16 protein-coding genes are annotated in these 20,077 nt (G+C 60.0%); 9 read left to right on the top strand and 7 right to left on the bottom strand.

The window, feature by feature from the left end; translation table 11 throughout:
- The first annotated feature begins 31 nt into the window (after positions 1–31).
- The 3 genes from coaD (at position 32) to ggt (ending at position 2,559) form a co-directional block, all read left to right on the top strand.
- Entirely contained in the window at positions 32–511 is a 480-nt protein-coding gene (gene coaD / locus M5G17_RS09605; RefSeq protein ID WP_130262408.1) for a pantetheine-phosphate adenylyltransferase, read from the top strand.
- Between the two features lie 108 nt (positions 512–619).
- Complete coding sequence (locus M5G17_RS09600) at positions 620–871, top strand: YfhL family 4Fe-4S dicluster ferredoxin (protein WP_045201878.1); 252 nt, start codon at positions 620–622, stop codon at positions 869–871.
- Positions 871–2,559, top strand: a complete 1,689-nt coding sequence (gene ggt / locus M5G17_RS09595) for a gamma-glutamyltransferase (protein ID WP_273892699.1) — start codon at positions 871–873, stop codon at positions 2,557–2,559. The genes M5G17_RS09600 and ggt overlap by 1 nt, the downstream gene beginning before the upstream one ends.
- Positions 2,560–2,565: 6 nt before the next feature.
- Here ggt and mutM read toward each other — a convergent pair whose 3' ends face one another.
- Together mutM and M5G17_RS09585 are read right to left on the bottom strand one after the other, a co-directional pair.
- Positions 2,566–3,378 carry a bifunctional DNA-formamidopyrimidine glycosylase/DNA-(apurinic or apyrimidinic site) lyase gene (gene mutM / locus M5G17_RS09590; RefSeq protein ID WP_273892698.1) on the bottom strand — a complete coding sequence of 271 codons (813 nt, stop codon included), beginning with the start codon at positions 3,376–3,378 and terminating at the stop codon, positions 2,566–2,568.
- Between the two features lie 3 nt (positions 3,379–3,381).
- Positions 3,382–4,248: an HDOD domain-containing protein gene (locus tag M5G17_RS09585; RefSeq protein WP_273892697.1), complete on the bottom strand. Its 867-nt coding sequence runs from the start codon at positions 4,246–4,248 to the stop codon at positions 3,382–3,384.
- 154 nt (positions 4,249–4,402) lie between these two features.
- On the opposite strand from M5G17_RS09585, the gene M5G17_RS09580 reads away from it, so the two are divergent.
- The 4 genes from M5G17_RS09580 to M5G17_RS09565 all read left to right on the top strand — a co-directional run bounded on the left by M5G17_RS09580 (position 4,403) and on the right by M5G17_RS09565 (position 9,151).
- Positions 4,403–5,599 (top strand): class I SAM-dependent rRNA methyltransferase, encoded by a 1,197-nt coding sequence (locus M5G17_RS09580; protein ID WP_273892696.1) that lies wholly within the window; start codon positions 4,403–4,405, stop codon positions 5,597–5,599.
- 340 nt (positions 5,600–5,939) lie between these two features.
- A complete protein-coding gene (locus tag M5G17_RS09575; protein WP_273892695.1) occupies positions 5,940–6,992 on the top strand; it encodes a SagB family peptide dehydrogenase in 1,053 nt (350 codons plus the stop codon).
- A 19-nt stretch (positions 6,993–7,011) separates the two neighbouring features.
- Positions 7,012–7,959, top strand: coding sequence for a diiron oxygenase (locus M5G17_RS09570; protein WP_273892694.1), 948 nt, complete (start codon positions 7,012–7,014; stop codon positions 7,957–7,959).
- Positions 7,949–9,151 carry an MFS transporter gene (locus tag M5G17_RS09565; RefSeq protein WP_273892693.1) on the top strand — a complete coding sequence of 401 codons (1,203 nt, stop codon included), beginning with the start codon at positions 7,949–7,951 and terminating at the stop codon, positions 9,149–9,151. The genes M5G17_RS09570 and M5G17_RS09565 overlap by 11 nt, the downstream gene beginning before the upstream one ends.
- A gap of 82 nt (positions 9,152–9,233) precedes the next feature.
- Here the strand turns inward: M5G17_RS09565 and M5G17_RS09560 are convergent, their stop codons facing one another.
- Positions 9,234–10,907 carry a DUF4153 domain-containing protein gene (locus M5G17_RS09560; protein WP_273892692.1) on the bottom strand — a complete coding sequence of 558 codons (1,674 nt, stop codon included), beginning with the start codon at positions 10,905–10,907 and terminating at the stop codon, positions 9,234–9,236.
- Between the two features lie 315 nt (positions 10,908–11,222).
- On the opposite strand from M5G17_RS09560, the gene ilvD reads away from it, so the two are divergent.
- Positions 11,223–13,064, top strand: coding sequence for a dihydroxy-acid dehydratase (gene ilvD, locus M5G17_RS09555; RefSeq protein ID WP_273892691.1), 1,842 nt, complete (start codon positions 11,223–11,225; stop codon positions 13,062–13,064).
- 70 nt (positions 13,065–13,134) lie between these two features.
- On the opposite strand, the gene M5G17_RS09550 is transcribed toward ilvD, so the two are convergent.
- The 4 genes from M5G17_RS09550 to M5G17_RS09535 all read right to left on the bottom strand — a co-directional run bounded on the left by M5G17_RS09550 (position 13,135) and on the right by M5G17_RS09535 (position 18,356).
- Positions 13,135–15,540 (bottom strand): TonB-dependent siderophore receptor, encoded by a 2,406-nt coding sequence (locus M5G17_RS09550; RefSeq protein ID WP_273892690.1) that lies wholly within the window; start codon positions 15,538–15,540, stop codon positions 13,135–13,137.
- Between the two features lie 130 nt (positions 15,541–15,670).
- Positions 15,671–16,615: a FecR family protein gene (locus tag M5G17_RS09545; protein WP_273892689.1), complete on the bottom strand. Its 945-nt coding sequence runs from the start codon at positions 16,613–16,615 to the stop codon at positions 15,671–15,673.
- Positions 16,616–16,644: 29 nt separating this feature from the next.
- Positions 16,645–17,178 carry an RNA polymerase sigma factor gene (locus M5G17_RS09540; protein ID WP_273892688.1) on the bottom strand — a complete coding sequence of 178 codons (534 nt, stop codon included), beginning with the start codon at positions 17,176–17,178 and terminating at the stop codon, positions 16,645–16,647.
- Positions 17,179–17,300: 122 nt separating this feature from the next.
- On the bottom strand, positions 17,301–18,356 hold the full coding sequence (locus M5G17_RS09535; protein WP_273892687.1) for an HAD family hydrolase: 1,056 nt from the start codon (positions 18,354–18,356) through the stop codon (positions 17,301–17,303).
- A 240-nt stretch (positions 18,357–18,596) separates the two neighbouring features.
- Between M5G17_RS09535 and M5G17_RS09530 the strand changes: the two genes are divergently transcribed.
- Positions 18,597–19,988: an L-cystine transporter gene (locus M5G17_RS09530; protein ID WP_273892686.1), complete on the top strand. Its 1,392-nt coding sequence runs from the start codon at positions 18,597–18,599 to the stop codon at positions 19,986–19,988.
- Positions 19,989–20,077: the final 89 nt, after the last annotated feature.

Raw genomic sequence — 20,077 nt, 5'->3', positions numbered from 1 at the left:
CTCCCCAACGCACTCCTGCCAGGACGACGCGATGAACCGAGTGTTGTACCCAGGTACTTTCGACCCTATTACCAAGGGCCATGGCGATCTGGTCGAGCGTGCCTCACGGCTGTTCGACCAGGTGATCATTGCGGTCGCCGCCAGCCCGAAGAAAAACCCACTGTTCCCGCTGGAACAACGGGTGGAACTGGCTCGTGAGGTCACCAAGCACCTGCCCAATGTCGAAGTCATCGGCTTCTCCACCTTGCTGGCGCATTTCGCCAAGGAACAGCAGGCCAATGTGTTCCTGCGCGGCCTGCGCGCGGTCTCGGACTTCGAGTACGAATTCCAGCTGGCGAACATGAACCGGCAACTGGCCCCCGACGTCGAGAGCCTGTTCCTCACGCCTTCGGAGCGCTATTCGTTCATCTCCTCGACCCTGGTCCGGGAAATCGCCGCACTGGGTGGCGACATCACCAAATTCGTCCACCCGGTGGTGGCCGACGCCCTGACCGAACGCTTCAAGAAGTGACATCGGTGATTTGACCAAGGCGCCCGCGTGCACTGCGGGCGCTAATGCGGCACAATTATGCCCATTGGTTTTCAAATGCCCGGGTGCTGAGCCCTGGCCGGAGTCCCCATGTCCCTGATCATCACCGACGATTGCATCAATTGCGACGTCTGCGAACCCGAGTGCCCGAACGCTGCGATCTCTCAAGGCGAAGAGATCTACGTGATCGACCCCAACCTGTGCACCCAATGCGTCGGCCACTACGACGAGCCCCAGTGCCAGCAAGTCTGCCCGGTAGACTGCATCCCTCTGGATGAGGCCCATCCGGAAAGCGAAGCGCAGCTGATGGAAAAATACCGCCGAATCACCGGCAAGGCCTGATGCCGTTCGTCGCCCGGTTTGCCCTGCGGGTACTTGGTGCCGCCCTGGCGCTAGCGGCAGCCTGTGCCCAGGCACAAGGCCCGGGCCGCGCAGCGATTGCCACGCCGCATGCCCAAGCGACGGCTGCAGCGCAAGAAATCTTCGAACAGGGCGGTAACGCCTTTGATGCCGCGATTGCTGTCAGCGCCGCGCTGGCGGTGGTCGAGCCTTACGGCTCGGGCCTTGGCGGCGGCGGTTTCTTCCTGTTGCGCGAAGGCGATACACCAGCGCGCTACGCCTTTATCGATGCCCGTGAGCGCGCGCCTGGCAAGGCCAGCGAAACCATGTACCTCAAGGACGGCAAGGTCCAGCCGGGCTTGTCTATCAATGGTCCGCTGGCCGCGGCGATTCCCGGCTTACCGGCAGCACTGGCCGATCTTGCCGCCGATTACGGCAAGCTGCCGCTCAAAAGCACCCTGGCCCCGGCCATTCGCCTGGCCAATCAGGGTTTTGCCGTCGACCGCGTTTACCGCGACCGCGCGCAAATGCGCTTGAGCGCGCTGCGCGACGATCCGGAAAGCGCCCGGCTGTTCCTTATCAACGGTGAAGTACCGGCCCTTGGCGCGCAAATCCGCCAACCGCAACTGGCCGTTACCCTTGAGCGCATCGCCAGCGGAGGCCGTGAAGGCTTTTATAGCGGCCCTACCGCCCAGGCCATGGTTCAGGGCGTACAGACTGCAGGTGGCATCTGGAGCCTGGATGACCTGGCCAACTACCGCACCGCCAAACGCGAGCCACTGCGCTACCAACTGGCCGGCCAGCGTGAGCTGATCAGCGCCCCGCCGCCCTCGGCCGGTGGCGTAGCCCTGGCCCAGAGCCTGGCGATGCTGCAACGCCTGCCCTGGCAAAGTGCCGAACCTGTGCAGCGCAGCCATTACGTGCTGGAAGTATTGCGCCGCGCCTACCGCGACCGAGGCTTGCTTGGCGATCCGGATTACGTGGTCAACCCGATTCCACAGTTGCTTGCGCGAAATTACCTGACCGCCCTGGCCAACAGCATCGACGTGCACCAGGCAACCCCCAGCAGCAGCCTGCCGCCTGCCTCGGCCTGGCGCGAAGGCGATCACACTACTCACTTTGCGGTGATCGACGCCGACGGCAATGCCGTGGCAGCGACGCTGTCGGTCAACCTGCCGTTCGGCGCTGCCTTCAGCGCGCCGGGCACCGGTGTGGTGCTGAACAACGAAATGGATGACTTTGCCGCCGACCCACGTGGCAGCAACAGTTATGGCCTGGCCGGCAGCCAGGCCAACGCCGTGGCTGCCGGCAAGCGCCCGCTGTCGAGCATGAGCCCCAGCTTCATCGAAAGCCCGACCCAGTTCGCCGCCTTCGGCACACCGGGCGGCAGCCGTATTCCGAGCATGGTGCTGTTGTCGGTGATGGGCTTTCTCGAAGGCAAGCCGGTTACCGACTGGCCGGCCGTACCGCGCTATCACCACCAGTACCTGCCCGATGTGGTCGAACACGAACCGGGGGCTTTCAGTGCCGGGCAACAGCGCGAGCTGCAAGCGCGCGGCTACCAGCTCAAGGACCTGGGGCGGACCTACGGCAATCAGCAAGTGCTGTACTGGGACAAGGCCGGGCAGACCCTGGAAGCCGCGAGCGACCCTCGCGGCGTGGGCGCCGCGCAAGTGCTCAGCCCGCGCTGAGCACCGTCACTTCTGGCAGCGCAGGCAGAAAACGCTGGCGCGCTGGCCGAGCTTGACCTCGCGCAGGATGCTGCCGCAGACCTTGCACGGCTCTTCTCCTCGTCCGTAGACGAACAGTTCCTGCTGGAAGTAGCCCGGCTGGCCGTCGCCGCCAATAAAGTCGCGCAAGGTAGTGCCGCCACGCTCGATGGCGCAGGCCAGGATGCGTTTGATCTCGATCGCAAGCTTCAGGTAGCGTGCCCGCGAGATACTCCCAGCCTCGCGACGCGGATCGATGCCCGCAGCGAACAACGCTTCGGTCGCATAGATATTGCCGACCCCGACCACCACCGCGTTGTCCATGATGAACGGCTTGACCGCCATGGAGCGGCCACGTGACAGCTGGAACAGGCGTTCGCCATCGAACAGGTCGGTCAACGGCTCCGGGCCAAGCTTGATCAACAGCTCATGATTGAGCGGATCGAGGCTCCAGAGCATCGCGCCGAAGCGTCGTGGGTCGGTGTAGCGCAAGGCCAGCCCCGATTCCAGTTCGATATCCACATGCTCATGCTTGGCCGCCGGCAAGCCGACCTCGACCAGGCGCAGGTTGCCAGACATGCCCAGGTGGCTGATCAGGGTACCGACCTCGGCATTGAGCAGCAGGTATTTGGCCCGCCGCTCGATTTTGACGAAGCGCTGGCCGGACAGGCGAATGTCGAGATCCTCGGGGATCGGCCAGCGCAAGCGCCGGTCACGCACGATCACCCGGCTGACCCGCTGGCCTTCCAGGTACGGCGCGATACCGCGTCGGGTGGTTTCGACTTCTGGCAATTCCGGCATGGATCAGTGGCTACCCAGTTCGCGAATGGTCTGCTTGAGGTTCTCGAAGTCATACTCGGACAGGCCGACATAATCGAGTACCAGGTGCCCGACGGTATTCCATTCGTGGTCGACGCTCTGGTTGCCCAGCACACGGTACGAGGCGCAGATGTGCTCGGCCATCTTCAGAATCGCCAGGAGGTTTTTCAGCTGGCTGTTGCGCGCCGAGTCATCGTTGAACACCGCCAGGGCATTGTGATGGTTGGCAATGGCATTGCTCAGGTGTTCCGGCAGGCGCCAGGACTTGGCGGTGTAGTAACCCACCACCGCGTGGTTGGTGTTGAACTTCTGGTTCTCGGTGTCGACCACACGCTGATCAGTACTGGCGTTGGCGTAGGCATCCTCGAGCACCCCCATGTAGTCGGGGAAGCGCTTGAGCATCAACGGCACGCCGCAATCGTGGAACAGGCCCAGGGCATAGGCCTCGTCCACCGCCTGCGAGCCGATGCGCTTGGCCAGGGTCAGGCAGGTCATGGCCACGTCCTGGGCGGTGTCCCAGAAGCGGTTGAGGGTAACGATGGTGTCGTCGCTCATCTCGCCCTTGATCGACTGGGCGTTGATCAGGTTGATGATCGAGCGACTGCCGAGCAGATTCACCGCACGCTGGATCGAAGCAATCTTGTTGCTCAGGCCGTAGTACGGCGAGTTGACCAGCTTGAGCAACGCGCCGGACAGGCCCGGGTCCTGGGAGATCAGCTTGGCGATCACTTCCAGGTCGGGGTCGGGCATGTATTGTTCGAACTGCAGGTCAACCATGATCTGCGGCTGCGGCGGTACGCTGATGCCCTGCAGGGCATCCTGGATCTGTTCGGCGGAGAGTTCCTGGGACATAAGTACACACTCGGGGCTGAGCGGCGATTCTAACCCGATCATGCTGGCCAGGGGTGACGCGAAAGGCCATCACTCTGTTGCAATTTGTCGCTATTCCCCATCGAGGCGCCGGGCATCGGGTTATAATCCCGCTCTTTTTTCCCGGAGCGACGTCATGTCCCTGCCCAGCCTTCGTCTCAAAGCCAATGCCGACCGCCGCCTGCGCGCCGGCCACCTGTGGGTCTACAGCAACGAAATCGACGTCGCCGCGACCCCGCTGCATGGCTTCAAGGCCGGTGACCAGGCGATCCTCGAAACTGCTGGCGGCAAGGCCCTGGGCATTGTCGCCATGAGCCCGAACAACCTGATCTGCGCTCGCCTGCTGTCGCGCGACGCCAAGCTTGCGCTGGACAAATCGCTGCTGGTGCACCGCATCAACGTTGCCCTGTCGCTGCGCGAGCGTCTGTTCGACAAGCCGTTCTACCGCCTGGTGTACGGTGACTCCGACTTGCTGCCAGGCCTGGTGGTCGATCGCTTCGGCGACATTCTGGTGGTCCAGCTCGCTTCGGCGACCATGGAGCAACACAAGGATGACGTGATTGCCGCGCTGGTCCAGGTGCTCAAGCCAACCGGCATCCTGTTCAAGAACGATTCGGCCGCGCGCGATGCCGAAGGCCTGGGTCGTTACGTTGAAACCGTGTTCGGCCTGGTGCCGGAGTGGGTTGCCCTGGAAGAGAACGGCGTGAAGTTCGAAGCCCCGGTGATGGAAGGCCAGAAGACCGGCTGGTTCTATGACCACCGCATGAACCGCGCGCGCCTGGCACCGTACGTCAAGGGCAAGCGCGTGCTCGACCTGTTCAGCTACATCGGTGGCTGGGGCGTACAGGCCGGTGCCTTTGGCGCCAGCGAAGTGTTCTGCGTCGATGCCTCCGGCTTTGCCCTGGACGGCGTCGAGCGTAACGCCGGGCTCAACGGCATTGCCGAAAAACTGACCTGCATCGAAGGCGACGTGTTCGAAGCCCTGAAAGAACTCAAGGCTTCCGAAGAGCGTTTCGACGTGATCGTGGCCGACCCGCCCGCCTTCATCAAGCGCAAGAAAGACCTGAAGAACGGTGAAGGCGCCTACCGCCGCCTGAACGAACAGGCCATGCGCCTGCTGACCAAAGACGGCATCCTGGTCAGCGCATCCTGCTCGATGCACCTGCCTGAAGACGACCTGCAGAACATCCTGCTGACCAGCGCCCGCCACCTGGACCGCAACATCCAGCTGCTCGAACGCGGCGGCCAAGGCCCGGATCATCCGGTCCACCCGGCAATCCCGGAAACCCGCTACATCAAGAGCATCACCTGCCGCTTGCTGCCGAACAGCTAAGGCGTGATGCAATAAAAAATCCCGGCCTGGTGCCGGGATTTTTTTTGCAAAAAAAGAACTTAAAATTCAATAATCTACAGTTGATAAAAGTTCCACAAAGACACTAAAAGATAGATCCTACGAATCACAACGAAAAACCTCACGCACTACTCCACCAGTAAGCCACTACTCTCTTGATGTCGCCACGATGCGACGCCCACAAAAAAGGAGAGAAATCATGAAAGAAGTAATTCTGGAATGCAAAAAACTGGCAAACCTCAACTACATCGTAAAAGCCAAATAAATTTGGCCTGAGTAAGGCGTAGTGCCGGCCTACGCCTCACTTTTCCGGAAAAATATCATGATAATCAATCCAAATGGCTTTCTACTGCCCAGTGGCTCCGGACTTGTATTCTGGAATTTCGAGGAGCACAGACAGTTCGAGTTAACTGGAAAGCACCTTCAACGCCTTATAGAACTTGCAGAGAACATAAACAACTACTGCGCTGATCATCCACTCGACCAAGATTTTTGCAACACCAATATCTTGATTGACAAACCTTCACTTACACCTACGTGGGGCTGGGATGAGCTATCACGGTTATTTCATTTGGGAACGCGAGATATTCCCTACGAAGACACTCCTACCGACGAAGCCACTTGGACAGCCGCGTACCTACAGCATTGCAGCGATGCACTTAAGCAACCGTTTCCTACTGAAACCTTTGAAGCCATGGCGCCCGCCTCTGTGCACCTTGAAAAACCGGACGCTAATTACACCGAATTACCGCTACTAACAACACGCGCCACCTCACGCGTTTTTAGTAGAAATCCAGTATCGCTAGATCTACTCAGTGAGATACTTTTTTACACCTTGGGATTTATCGACGAACGTGCTTTACCTGAATCGACTTGCCTCCCCATCAGCTTACGGCAACGTCGCTGTAGTCCTTCAGGCGGAGGGCTAAACTCAACAGAGGGGTACCTCTATGCGAAAAATATAGAGGGTTTGGATGCTGGACTATATTTTTACAACCCTGCGCATCATGCTCTTCATTCATGCACACACCAACTGCCGGATTTGGGTGAATTACTATCAGGACAACACTTCATCAACACGTTACCCTTCGGGATATTTCTAGCTTCGAGGTTCGATAAACTGTGGTGGAAATATAAACATTCTCGCGCTTATCGCATGGCGCTGATTGAAGTCGGCCATATTTCTCAAACCTTTCAATTGGCCGCAACTCATTTTGGCCTAAAAACATGGCTAACAGGCGCAATAGATGAACGTGCAGTCGAGTCCCTTATCAATCCAAAAAACCCGGCCGCGCAAATATTATTTTTTGTGGGTGCTGGGCACGGCGAAAACGAACCTGCTCCTCGAAAACTTTCCAACCTCATAAACACCTAGACGTTCTAAAGAGGCCGCCATGACTCAGGACCCATTAAGCCCCAGAACCAGTAACACATTTAAACACTGGGACATTGAAAGCAGCGTAAGATCCCGACCCAATCGATATTTACTTACGCAAGAAGCGATACAATCATCGACCACAAAAAATTGGTTCCCTCCAATTATGCTACCCTTCTTAAGACATCCTGCCATCAGCGTAATGCCTGACCACTCAATAAAATATCTCCAAGCACACTACCTTGTTCACTTTCTAGACTATACAACGACGCTGGAGCACACCATCGTCAACCGGGCCGTAGAAAATATAGTCCACGACCGAATGGGAATAACATTCAACAAGAATGTCCGTGACGCCGGTCTTAAAATTTATACAGACGAAGGCTATCACGCACAGTACTCCGCCGTATTGGCCGAACAAGTTGCCAATCACTTCACCCTGGCCAGAATGAGTTCAGCTCGCATTTCAAAACTTAACGACTTACTACGATCTGCGGATCAAAAACACCTACCTTTAGTCCAATTCCTCGTGGGCTTTGTGTCAGAGACAGTTATTGCCACCGAGTTGCTGGACCTTACGCGCCATAAACTGATTACTCCCGTCCATCACGCATTCCGTGACCACCTGCATGATGAAGCAAGACACGCGCAATATTTTTCTGAGTGTTTTGTTTCGGTCTGGCAACACCTTCCAACAGCTGAAAAGTTGCTCGCGGTGGATTACATTATCGAAATTTTAGACGTCTTCTGCCAATTCGACGAACCGTGGCTATCCATCAGCCTGATGTCCTGTCCAACCCCTCCTGTTTACCCTCATGAGATCATCAATGAAAGTCGAAAATGGGCAACCGAGCGTAGAAAGTTATCAGCCCTTGGCACGCTAGAAGCCATAAAGCGTACTGATCTACTCAATACCACGGCCTTTAAGAAATCATTCGTTCAGCAGGGTTTGATCGATGAGTGTTAGGTCCACCTCCAAACGCACCATTCGTACAGAAATGCTCATCATCCTACTGCTAATGATGAGCTTGCTCGGCGTTTTCCCGCTAGATGTGATCTTGCCGTCGTTCCCGGCATTAGGCGCGCAGTTTGCCGTCGAGACCACCCAGATTGCCTACTCGATCAGTCTGTTTGCCCTCGGCGTCGGCGTGTCCCAGTTAGTGATCGGCCCGCTATCCGACAGAATTGGACGCAAACGCCTGCTACTGTTGGGGCTGCTGGCTTCGATAACGGGCGCTGTGGGCTGTGTGCTATCAAGCCACTACCTCATGTTCATCGGCTTTCGAATGTTGCAGGCGCTGGGCTGTGGATGTTTTGTACTGACCCAGGCGCTTGTTCAGGATCTCTTCGAAGGCAAGCAACGCAACACCCTGCGCATCTTGCAGACGAGTGCGAGCGGCCTGTTCATTTCCCTGTCACCACTGGCGGGAAGCTGGTTGCAACAGGCCCTTGACTGGCCCGGCAGCTTCATCGTGTTCGCCTTGATCGCCTGTGTGGTCCTACTGATGAGCCTGTTCTGGCTGGGGAACGATGTTCACAGACGTGATGCAGACTTAAGCTTTTTATCCACCTACCGCGAAATCTGCAGCAATCGGCCATTCATGGCCTATAGCGCGATTGCCGCGATTGCCTTTGCCTGCCATTTTTCCTTCATTGTTGTGAGCCCCCTGCTGTTCATGGACAGGTTGGGACTCTCCACCTACGCCTTTGCCCAGGTGTTTGTTCTGTACGGCGTCGCTTATGTCGCGGGCGGAGTGGTTGCAGGGCGCTTGAACCAGCGAATGAACACTTCCGTGCAGATGCTGGTTGGCTTGAGCCTGATTGGCTTGGCGGGTGTGATCATGCTGACCTGGTACTTACTGGGCCCACTCTCGCAGGCCTCGATCCTACTGCCCATGATCATCGCCACGACCGGCACCACCTTGACGCGCCCGGCAGCCACCAGTTGCGCCCTGGCGTTACAGCCATCTCGTGCAGGGGCAGCAGCATCCATGATCAGCACCCTGGTATTTGCCGTAGGTGCCGCCACCAGCAGTGCCGTTGCAATGTTCAGCGAACACTTGATGGTGGGACTAGGGGCTGGCTTCGTGGTGTTGGCGGCAGGTGCCATGCAGTTACTACCACGTCACCCGCATCGTGCTTTAGACCCAACCACCTGAGCACCCAAAAGTCCCGGCCATGTGCTTAGGGCTGCTTTGCAGCCCATCGCGGCACAAGGCCGCTCCCGCAGGAGTAGTAGCGTTAACGGTTGGGCTGCCAGGTCAAATCGTCGCCATCGAGGGTCAGCGTCTTGTAACGCGGCATCACCGGTTTCATCTGCCCATTGCGGATCAGTTGAACCAGTCGCTCGGTGTTATCGCGAATGCTGTGCAGGCTACCGACCTCGCGCCACTCACCCTCGCCCTCGCGGGCAAACAGGAAAACGCTCGACGCATAGGTATGCCGCGGGATCATCAGCACTTCGTTGCGCCCGTCGCCGTCCATGTCCACCCCCCACAGAAAGCACCCCCTGCCGCCGCACTGGCTCTGGGCCATGACCATCGTGGCGAACGCCTCGCTGCCAGGTTGCTCAGGCCCCAGCCATTCGAGTTTCGGGCCGCGAGTGTCCTCGGCATACCGGACATGGGCTTCATCCATGATCCCCAGCAGCTTTTCCCGACCTTGTGCGTCGAACAGCTCATCCGTTTTGAGCCGCGCTTCCAGCGCCTTGAACGCCTCGCGTCCCGGCTTGCCAAGGCGGTGGTACAAGGTTCTGGCATCGAACTCCTGGATCGCGGTACGCCCGCTAAGCAGGCGCTCGACCTGGTTGTTCGCACTGATCTGCAGAGGGTTCAACAGTGGCGTGTAGAACAGCACCACGAGCACCGCACTGAGCAGGGCAATCCACGGGTTGCTCACCCGCAAGCTGTGCAGCCAGCCCTGGCGCGATGCGAACACCGCCCAGAGTGCGGCCAGGCTATGTACCTGCATCACGCCGATCAACAGCAGGGCGAGGATGCGCTCAGGCGTCAGGCCGTATTGATCTACTCGCAACCAGCTTGAATAGCCCGCCAGCGCTACCAGCACCGGCAAGCACAGCAGGCAGGCCTCGACCAGACGCTTGAGCACGCCCGGATAGGGATTGGCCTGATGGCCATCCTGGAACACGCCGTTGAGCAAAAACAGGTTGGTCGCCACCAGCAACAACAGAATGGTGGTCGAATAGCCGGTGTTCCAAACTGGCTGCAGCCCGGTAAACGGCAGGGCCAAGCTGAACAGTACGGCGATCAGTGCACTGAGCGGCAGCAGTACCCGGCACAGGGTCAGCAGGACGCCGCGCAGCAAGCCGATGACCTTTTCGTTCTCAAGGCCCATGCGCATGCCCAAGGAGAACACCACCGCCAGCCCGATACGCAACACCGGTGCCGAGGTCAGTACGTCTTCGACCTGAGGGATGCCGAGCATCAGGAACAATCGCCCACACAGCCACAGCAGCAGCCAGAACAACAAGGTAAACAGCAGCGCCAGGAGGACAATGAAGACGTTGTTCCAGGCATGCCGGAACAAGTCTTCATAACGCGGCCGCAGCCCTTCGCGGGTTGGCCAACTGAGGATGAAGGCGGTGCCGATGTAAGCGAGGACAATCGCTGCCAGCCACGAGCTTTGCCAGACCCAGCCCAGGGTGTCCTGGCTGAAGGTCCAGCTACTGATAAAGCCAATCAGCAGGGTCAGGCCCAGCACCAGCCAGCCCGTACCGCGTTGCAATACCGCGCTGCCGAGCAGTTGCAGGTTGGCCCCGGCCACCAGCACAGCAGAACACAGGCCGAATGGCAGCCCGGCGATATCGATTTGGATGTGCCTGGCGTAGAGGAACACCAGGCCCTGTATCAGGCCGATGGCCACGTAGAACAGTAAAGATCGACTTGTCGCAGGCATTGCAAATCCTTTTGGCCAGTGGGGTGCGAGGCGCGCAAGTCTACCCAAAGCCGGCCCACCGACGCCAAGGCCTTTACCTTGCGGGCTGCGCCAACGGCCAATTATCACAACGCCATTCCCTCAAGGCCGCAGCGGTGTAGAATCGGGCTATTCATCGCCAGTCATCCCCGGCGGGTTTATGAGCTCTGGCCGAGCGCACGGCGATCCCGCGGCGTCCTCGGCTTCATCCGTACCAGCGGCCACCTGCCTTCGGTGCAAAGGACAAGAGAAGCTCACTCCCCTTTTTGTTACCTGATTAGCCGCCAGGAGTGCTTCATGCCTGATTACCGCTCGAAAACGTCCACCCACGGCCGCAATATGGCCGGCGCCCGCGCCCTCTGGCGTGCCACCGGGATGAAGGACGAAGATTTCAAGAAACCGATCATCGCCATCGCCAATTCCTTCACCCAGTTCGTCCCGGGCCATGTGCACCTGAAGGACCTGGGCCAGTTGGTAGCCCGCGAGATCGAGCGCGCCGGTGGCGTGGCCAAGGAATTCAACACCATCGCAGTCGACGACGGCATCGCCATGGGCCATGACGGCATGCTCTATTCGCTGCCAAGCCGCGAGATCATCGCCGACTCGGTCGAGTACATGGTCAACGCCCACTGCGCCGACGCCATCGTCTGTATTTCCAACTGCGACAAGATCACCCCCGGCATGCTGATGGCCTCTCTGCGCCTGAACATCCCGGTGATCTTCGTTTCTGGCGGGCCGATGGAAGCCGGCAAGACCAAACTGGCCAGCCACGGCCTGGACCTGGTCGACGCCATGGTCATCGCCGCCGACGCCACTGCCAGCGACGAAAAAGTCGCCGAGTACGAGCGCAGCGCCTGCCCGACCTGTGGTTCATGCTCGGGCATGTTCACCGCCAACTCGATGAACTGCCTGGTCGAAGCCCTGGGCCTGGCCCTGCCGGGCAACGGCTCGACCCTGGCCACCCACAGCGACCGCGAGCAACTGTTCCTGCAGGCGGGCCGCACCATCGTCGAGCTGTGCAAGCGCTTCTACGGTGACAACGACCAGAGCGTACTGCCGCGCAGCATCGCCAACTTCAAGGCGTTCGAGAACGCCATGATGCTCGACATCGCCATGGGCGGTTCGACCAACACCATCCTGCACCTGCTGGCCGCCGCCCAGGAAGCCGAGATCGACTTCGACCTGCGCGACATCGATCGCCTGTCGCGCAAAGTGCCGCAGCTGTGCAAAGTGGCGCCAAACATCCAGAAGTACCACATGGAAGACGTCCATCGCGCCGGCGGCATCTTCAGCATTCTCGGCTCGCTGGCCCGCGGCGGCCTGCTGCACACCGACCTGCCGACCGTGCACAGCCCGAGCATGGAAGAAGCCATCGCCAAGTGGGACATCACCCAGACCAGCGACGAAGCGGTTCACCACTTCTTCAAGGCGGGCCCCGCCGGCATCCCGACCCAGACAGCGTTCAGCCAGTCTACCCGTTGGGAAACCCTGGACGACGACCGCGAGAATGGCTGTATCCGCAGCTTCGAGCACGCCTATTCGCAAGAGGGCGGCCTGGCGGTGCTGTACGGCAACATCGCACTGGACGGTTGCGTGGTGAAAACCGCCGGCGTCGACGAGTCGATTCATGTCTTCGAAGGTAACGCCAAGATCTTCGAAAGCCAGGACAGCGCCGTACGCGGGATCCTTGCTGATGAAGTGAAGGCTGGCGACATCGTCATCATCCGCTACGAAGGCCCCAAAGGTGGCCCGGGCATGCAAGAGATGCTCTACCCAACCTCGTACCTCAAGTCCAAAGGCCTGGGCAAAGCCTGTGCGCTGCTCACCGACGGCCGCTTCTCGGGCGGTACTTCGGGCCTGTCGATCGGCCACGCTTCACCAGAAGCCGCTGCCGGCGGCGCCATCGGCCTGGTGCAAGATGGCGACAAGGTGCTGATCGACATCCCCAACCGTTCGATCAACCTCTTGGTCAGCGATGAAGAGCTGGCGGCGCGGCGTGTCGAGCAGGACAAGAAAGGCTGGAAGCCGGTGGAAGTGCGACCACGTAAAGTGACCACCGCACTGAAAGCCTACGCCCTGCTGGCCACCAGTGCCGACAAGGGCGCGGTGCGCAACAAGGCGCTGCTGGACGGGCTGTAAGTAAAAAATCGCGGGGCAAGCCCGCTCCTACAGGTGTGTAGGAGCGGGCTTGCCCCGCGATAGCCTCAACTCAGTACTTGGCCCGCAAGGTCAACGTCAGGTTGCGCGGCTCGCCATAGAAGTTCGACCCCCACGAACTGTCCACACGCTCATAGTAGGTCCGATCAAACAGGTTGTTGGCCGTCAGTTTCGCCGACAGGTTGTCGTTGAACTTGTACCCCACCTGGGCTGTGGTAAGGGCATAACCGCCCTGAACAAAGTCCACGTCACGCTTGTAGTACGTGGCACTCACCGCACGCACCCCACCACCCACGCTGAAGTCCTTCAGTGGCCCGTCGGTAAACTCGTAATTCGTCCACAGGTTGAAGTTGTGCTTGGGCGTGATGGTAGTGCCCTGGTTGGTGTCCTCGCCGCTCAGCGACTTGAGCATGGTGAAGGCGTAACCGGTGCTGATGCTCCAGTTGTCGGTAAGGTTGCCGCTCAGCTCGGTTTCCCAGCCCTGGCTACGAATCTTGCCCTGGGGCTCGTAGTACTGACTGTTGGCCACAAGCTCGGCACGGTTCTCGTCATAGATGCGAAACAGCGCCACGCTGCCGTTCAAGCGGCCATCGAAGAACTCGCGCTTGAGGCCGATTTCGTACTGTTTGCCTTTGCGCGGAGCAATGGTCTGGCCCCCACTGTCGACATCGGTCTGCGGCTTGAACACGCTGGTGTAGCTGGCATAGGCCGACAGTTCCGGGGTCAGCTTGGCGATCAGCGCCGCGTAAGGGATGACCTTGCGGTTGATGTTGGTCTCGGTGTTGCTGAAGTTGTTGAAGAAGGCGTTGGCGTTGTGCGCTTCACTATCGAACCAGGTCACCCGGCTGCCGAGGATCACGTCCAGCCAGTCGGTAGCGCTGATCTTGGTGCGGGCATAGAGGCCGTACTGGTGCGACTTGGACCAGTTGCCGTTGTCCATCTCGTACTTCTGCTTGGGGATATTGATGCTGCCCGGATCAAAGACATTGGTGTCGAAGTATTCACCACCACCGTAAGTGAAGTCCTTGTCCAGGTGCTGGTACTCGGCGCCCACGGTCATCTCGTGGGTACGGCCGAAGGCTTCCACCGGCAAGGTCACGAAGCTGTCCAGGCCCAGCGTCTTGATGTGGGTGTAGTAGGAGTAAGCCACCGCCGAACTGGCACCCGTGGCCGGGTCTACCGCGCCGTCGCTCCAGGTGAAGTTGCGCGTCGGGGTTTCCGCGTCGCGGTAGGTCAGCGAGGTTTTGAACTGGCCACCGTTGTCCAGGGTGTGGTCAGCCTCGAAGAAGCTTTCCCACACATGCTCATCCAGCTCGTTCCACTTGGCGTCGACAAAAGTCGAGCGTTTCACGTCCAGCAGCTTGCCGTTGGCATAGGCCGGCAGGCCAAACGCGGGGGTGGAATGGTTCTTCTGGTAGGCGCCGCCCAACGACAGGGTGGTGTCCGGGGTCACGTCATACTCAAGCCGGCCGTAGACCATCGGCCGCTCGTTCTGGGCGTAATCGACGAAGGACTTGTTGTCTTCGTAGGCGGTGACAAAGCGCCCGCGCAGGCTGCCGTCGCTGTTGAGCGGGCCGGTGATGTCCACGGTCGAGTGGTAGTGATCATAAGAGCCTGCCGACAGCTCGCCACTGAGGGCGAACTGGCCGAGGGCACGCTTGCGCACCAGGTTGATGGTGCCGCCAGGCTCGCCGGCGCCTTGATACAGGCCGGAAGGCCCGCGCAACACTTCGACCCGGTCGAACATCGCCAGGTCGAAGCTGGTCATCAGGTCGCCCTGGCCGGTCATTTGCGAAACGCCGTCGACCTGCACCTGGTCGACCAGAAAGCCGCGCACGTAGACGTCATTGAGGCTGGAGCCGGAGTTATAGCTCTTGATGGTTGCCCCGGTGACCTGACGCATGGCGTCCTGCAGGCTATTCATGTTCTGGTCGTCCATGCGCTGACGAGTAACGACCGACACCGATTGCGGAATATCCTTGAGCTTCTGCTCGCCCTTTCCGATGGTCAACGCACCCGTGGTGTAGGACTGACTTCCTTCGGTGGTGGCGCCGAGCACCTTGCCGCCGACCATGATCGCCCCCAACTGCAACGCGTCGTCTTTGCCCTGGCGTTTTTCCAGGGTCACGCTGTCGCGGTCGATGTAGCTTGCGCTCAGGCCAGTGCCGGCCAACAGCCTGGCCAAGGCCTGATCCTGTGGATAACTGCCATTCAAGCCTGGGGAGCGCAGGCCCTGGGTCACCTCGGCACCGACCAGCACCTGCACCCGGGTCACTGCACTGAAGGCTGCCAGCGCCGCATCCAGCGATTGCGCCGGGATCTCAAAGCGATAGACCTGCGCTTGCGCGGCAGGCGCCGCTAGGGTCGGCATCGCCAAGGTGCCGCAGCCCAGGGCAATGGCCAGGCTCAACAGGGTCGGCAGGCCGGGCAGGCGCCGGGTGGCAGTGGTGTTTTCCATCAGTGGTGCTCCCCAGAATCGTCGAAGTCGTAGAGTGGCGCCGCACTATCTGAGAGTGCTTATTATTTGCGCCTACGAGATCAAGGACGTCTGCTGCTGGGGAAACCCTGAAACTTTTGTAAGAAATTTTTCAGCCTTCGCGCAATACCCGCAGGTACGGCGTGTAATGCTCGGCGTGCAAGCCCAAGGTGTGGGTCAAGGCCTTGAGCACGGCATCGGGCTTGTCGATCTCGAAAACCCCCGAGACTTTGCGCTGGCGCAGGCTCTCGCCCAGCACCAGGGTCTGCCCCGGCCAGTAACGGTTAAGGGCATCGACCACCTCGGCCAGCGGCTGCTCGCGGAACACCAACTGGCGTTGGCGCCAGGCGAACTCGGCGGCCACATCGAAGGCATGCTCGCGACTCAACTGAGCGCCGCGGTACTCGACGGCTCGGCCGGGTTCAAGCAGTACGGACTGCTGGTTGTCGGCGCTGACCTGGACCTTGCCCTGCGCCACTCGTACGCGGGTCTGCTCGCCTTGCCGGGCGACGCTGAAGCGCGTGCCAACAACCTTGACCCAGCCATCACCGGAGCGAATCACAAACGGTCTTGCCGGGTCACGACTGACCTCGAACCAGGCCTCGCCACGTAACAAGCGCACTCGCCGCTCGCCATCGGCCAGCTCGACCTGCAGGGCCGTGTCGGTGTTGAGCTGAAGTTGCGAACCGTCTGCCAGGGCGATGCTGCGCGACTCCCCGGTGGCGGTGGCATAGTCGGCGCGCCAGCGGTCCGGCCAGGGGCTGTACGCCAGCAAACCGATCATCAACAGCACGGCTGCAGCACTGGCCCAGAGCTGCAGCCGTGGCCGGCGCCAACGTGCGTGCTGGGCCTGGCGAATCTGCCGCGCCGACTCACGCAAGGCACCCAGCAGGCCAAGCACCTCATCCCAGGCCTGAGCCTGGGCCGGGCCCCGGGCCAACCAGAGAGTAAAGGCCTCGCGCTCCTTGGCCGTGACATCGTCGGCCTGCAGGCGGTAGTACCAGCCACTGGCTTGGGCGAACAGATCGCCGGCATCCGTGGCGTGAGGGTCGGTCATCGGAGTATCCATCGCTGCAATCGGCCGCTTCATGGACGCGGCCCCGGCGTGCCGCTGAGCAGGCGCGCCTTGATGAAGGCCCGACATTCGATCAGCGCACGGCGCAATTGGTATTCGACACTACGCGGGGAAATGTGCAGCCGTTCGCCAATTTCCCGGTAGGAACATTCGTCGACATGATAAAGCAGGAAGATATGCCGGGTCGCCTCGGGCAGGGCTTGAATAGCTTCATGCATCAAGGCTTGCTCCTGCAGCACAGACAATTGCTCGTCGGCACCGGGCGTTTCGCAGGCCAGCTCCTCGCTGGGTTCTCCGCCGTCCAGGCGCTCGCGGCGAATGGATTGACGCTGATGATCGCGCACCAGGTTGCTGGCAATGGTGAAGAGGAAGGCCGGCAGATTGTCGATTTTCTTGTCGGCAGGCAGCCGCGCAAGACGCAGGAATGATTCCTGAGTCAGGTCGGCTGCCACCTGAGCGTTACCGGTGCGGCGTGCAACAAAAGCTTCCAGCGCTTTCTTGTGCTCGGCGAACAAGCGGGCTATCTGCGTATTCCACGAAGACACGGTACTTCCTGGCGATGGACCTCAAGGTGAGCGCACGCTAGCAGAAGATGAGATAGATTCGCAATTGATATCTATTTTGTGAGCTGCGGGGATTTCATCGCGGGGCAAGCCCGCTCCCACCCCTACTGGATCTGCTCCGGCGTGACGATCACCCAGTTCTTGTCTGCCGTCACCGGCAAGCCCTCTTTGGCCTGGGCCGCCGCATGCTTGGCGATCATGCCGTTGAGCTGGTCCATGTACTTGGCCTTGCGATTTATCCACAGGTGGATGCCGCCCTTGGCCACGTCGACGCTATGGAACTGCATGTAGCCATCGCTGCTGGGCGTATCGCCACCGACCAGCACCGGCTTCTTCCATTCATCGATATAGGTCAGGATCGCCGCCTGCTTGCCCGCCATCCAGGTGGCCGGGGTCCATAGGTAAGGGGTCAGCTCCAGGCCCAGGTTGGCCTGCGGGTCATAACTGCCAGCGCTGATCTGCTTGCGCGCGGTGGTCAGGGCACCACTGCTGCGGTCCTTGAGCAGCAGGCTGACGCCAATCACGTTCTGCGGTTTGACGTTGTAGCCGTACTTGGGATCGGCGGCGACCATGCGCACCAGCTCTTCGGAGGCCGCGGTCATCACGTAGACCTCGATGCCGTTGTCCATCAGCTTGTTGAACAGCTCAGTCTGGCCGGCGAACACTTTCGGCGGCTGTACCTCGATGCTCTTGACCTGATCACCCTCGTAATAGGTGCTCGGCACCGGCTTGCCCGATACCATCAGCTCATCGACATAGCCCTTGAGCTCCTTGAGGGTGAAACCGGAAAACACCTGGGCAACCCACGGGTAGCAGACCATGTCGTCGATTTCGCAGAGCCGGTAGTAGTAACTGAACAGGCTCTCCTTGTGCTCGGCGGTGTCTTTGAAGGGGATAAGCTTGAGCGAAGGGTCGAGCTTGTCGCGGCTGAGCAGGCCTTTGTTCTCCATGAATGGCAACAGCGATTCTTCAAGGTCGAAGCGGTAGCTGGTGTTGTCCATGTCAAAGACCGCGTAATTGCCCTTGTTGGCATTGGCGGCAATCATGCTGTCCAATTGCTTGGCAGCCGCGGCCGGCCAGTGCTTGAGTTCGGTGGCCCAGCTGTGTCCGGCCAATAACAGGGCAAGGCCGGCGGCGAGGATTTTCGGAGCAGACGTCATGTGCATTTCTCCAGAAAAGTGGCCCGCCCACGCTAGCAAAACCGCACATGCACACCGACCCGACAACGACACCGACACGCCCCTGAGCGGCCACGAGCATTCTGTTTACGACCTGTTGTTATTCCAAAAACGACTATCTAAATTCCATTTCGATATAAATTCGTTGGTTTTCATGCTGTTAGCATTTCCGTTCGTAATCGCACACAGAGGCGATGCCCCGCCTTTTCTCCTGGAGCTTCAATGAATCTGCCGTTGTCTCTCAACTTGCTGGCGTTCCTGGCGTTGCTGCTAGGGCTGGCACAAACCCGTCATGGCAACTGGAGCCTGGCCAAGAAGGTCCTGGTCGGCCTGATCCTCGGCGTGCTGTTCGGCGCCGCCCTGCATGCCATTTATGGCGCGGGCAACCCGGTGCTCAAGGCGACCATCAGCTGGCTCGACCTGGTCGGCAACGGTTATGTGCAGTTGCTGCAAATGATCGTCATGCCGCTGATCTTCGCCTCGATCCTCAGCGCCGTCGCGCGTCTGCACAACGCTTCGGCGCTGGGCAAGATCAGCTTCCTGACCATCGGCACCTTGCTGTTCACCACGGCGATTGCCGCGCTGATCGGCATCGTCCTGACCAACCTGTTCGGCCTGACCGCCGAGGGCCTGGTCGCCGGCACCGCCGAAACCGCGCGCATGGCTGCGATCCAGAGCGACTACGTGGGCAAGGTCAGCGACCTGAATATCCCGCAACTGCTGCTGTCGTTCATCCCCAGCAACCCGGTAGCCGACCTGGCCCGAGCCAAACCGACCTCGATCATCAGCGTGGTGATCTTCGCCGTGTTCCTCGGCATGGCGGCCTTGCAACTGCTCAAGGATGACGCGGAAAAAGGCAACCGCGCCCTGGCCGCCATCGATACCCTGCAAGCCTGGGTGATGCGCTTGGTGCGTCTGGTGATGAAGCTCACCCCTTATGGCGTGCTCGCGCTGATGACCAAGATGGTGGCCAGCTCGAACCTGGACGACATTCTCAAGCTCGGTAGCTTCGTGGTGGTGTCGTACCTGGGCCTGGGCCTGATGTTCGTGGTGCATGGCCTATTGCTGGCACTGAGCGGCGTGAACCCGCTGCGTTTCTTCCGCAAGGTCTGGCCGGTGCTGAGCTTCGCCTTCACCAGCCGCTCCAGCGCGGCAAGCATCCCGCTGAGCATCGAGGCACAAACCCTGCGCCTGGGTATTCCACAGTCGATCGCAAGCTTTGCTGCATCGTTCGGCGCGACCATTGGCCAGAACGGTTGTGCCGGCTTGTACCCGGCCATGCTGGCGGTAATGGTGGCGCCAGCGGTGGGCATCGACCCGTTTGATCCGCTGTGGATTGCCACCCTGGTGGCGATCGTTACTCTGAGCTCGGCAGGTGTTGCCGGTGTGGGCGGCGGTGCGACCTTCGCCGCGCTGATCGTGCTGCCGGCCATGGGCTTGCCGGTGGAACTGGTGGCCTTGCTGATCTCGGTCGAGCCACTGATCGACATGGGCCGTACCGCGTTGAACGTGAACGGCGCGATGGCTGCGGGGGCGATTACCAGCCAGATGCTTCAGCAGACCGACAAGTCGGTGCTGGATGCGCAGGAGCATGTGCAACTGACGCATTCCTGAGATTTTCGGGAAGTTCATCGCGGGGCAAGTCGGGTCGCCGCATCGCCGCTCCCACAGGATTTAGATTATCCCTGTGGGAGATTCTATGG

Origin of the sequence: Pseudomonas rubra, assembly GCF_028656935.1 — a bacterium.
In the GTDB taxonomy this organism is placed as follows: Bacteria; Pseudomonadota; Gammaproteobacteria; order Pseudomonadales; family Pseudomonadaceae; genus Aquipseudomonas; species Aquipseudomonas rubra.
Note: the sequence above shows the minus strand (reverse complement) of the source record. Positions and strands in the feature narration are given on the sequence as shown.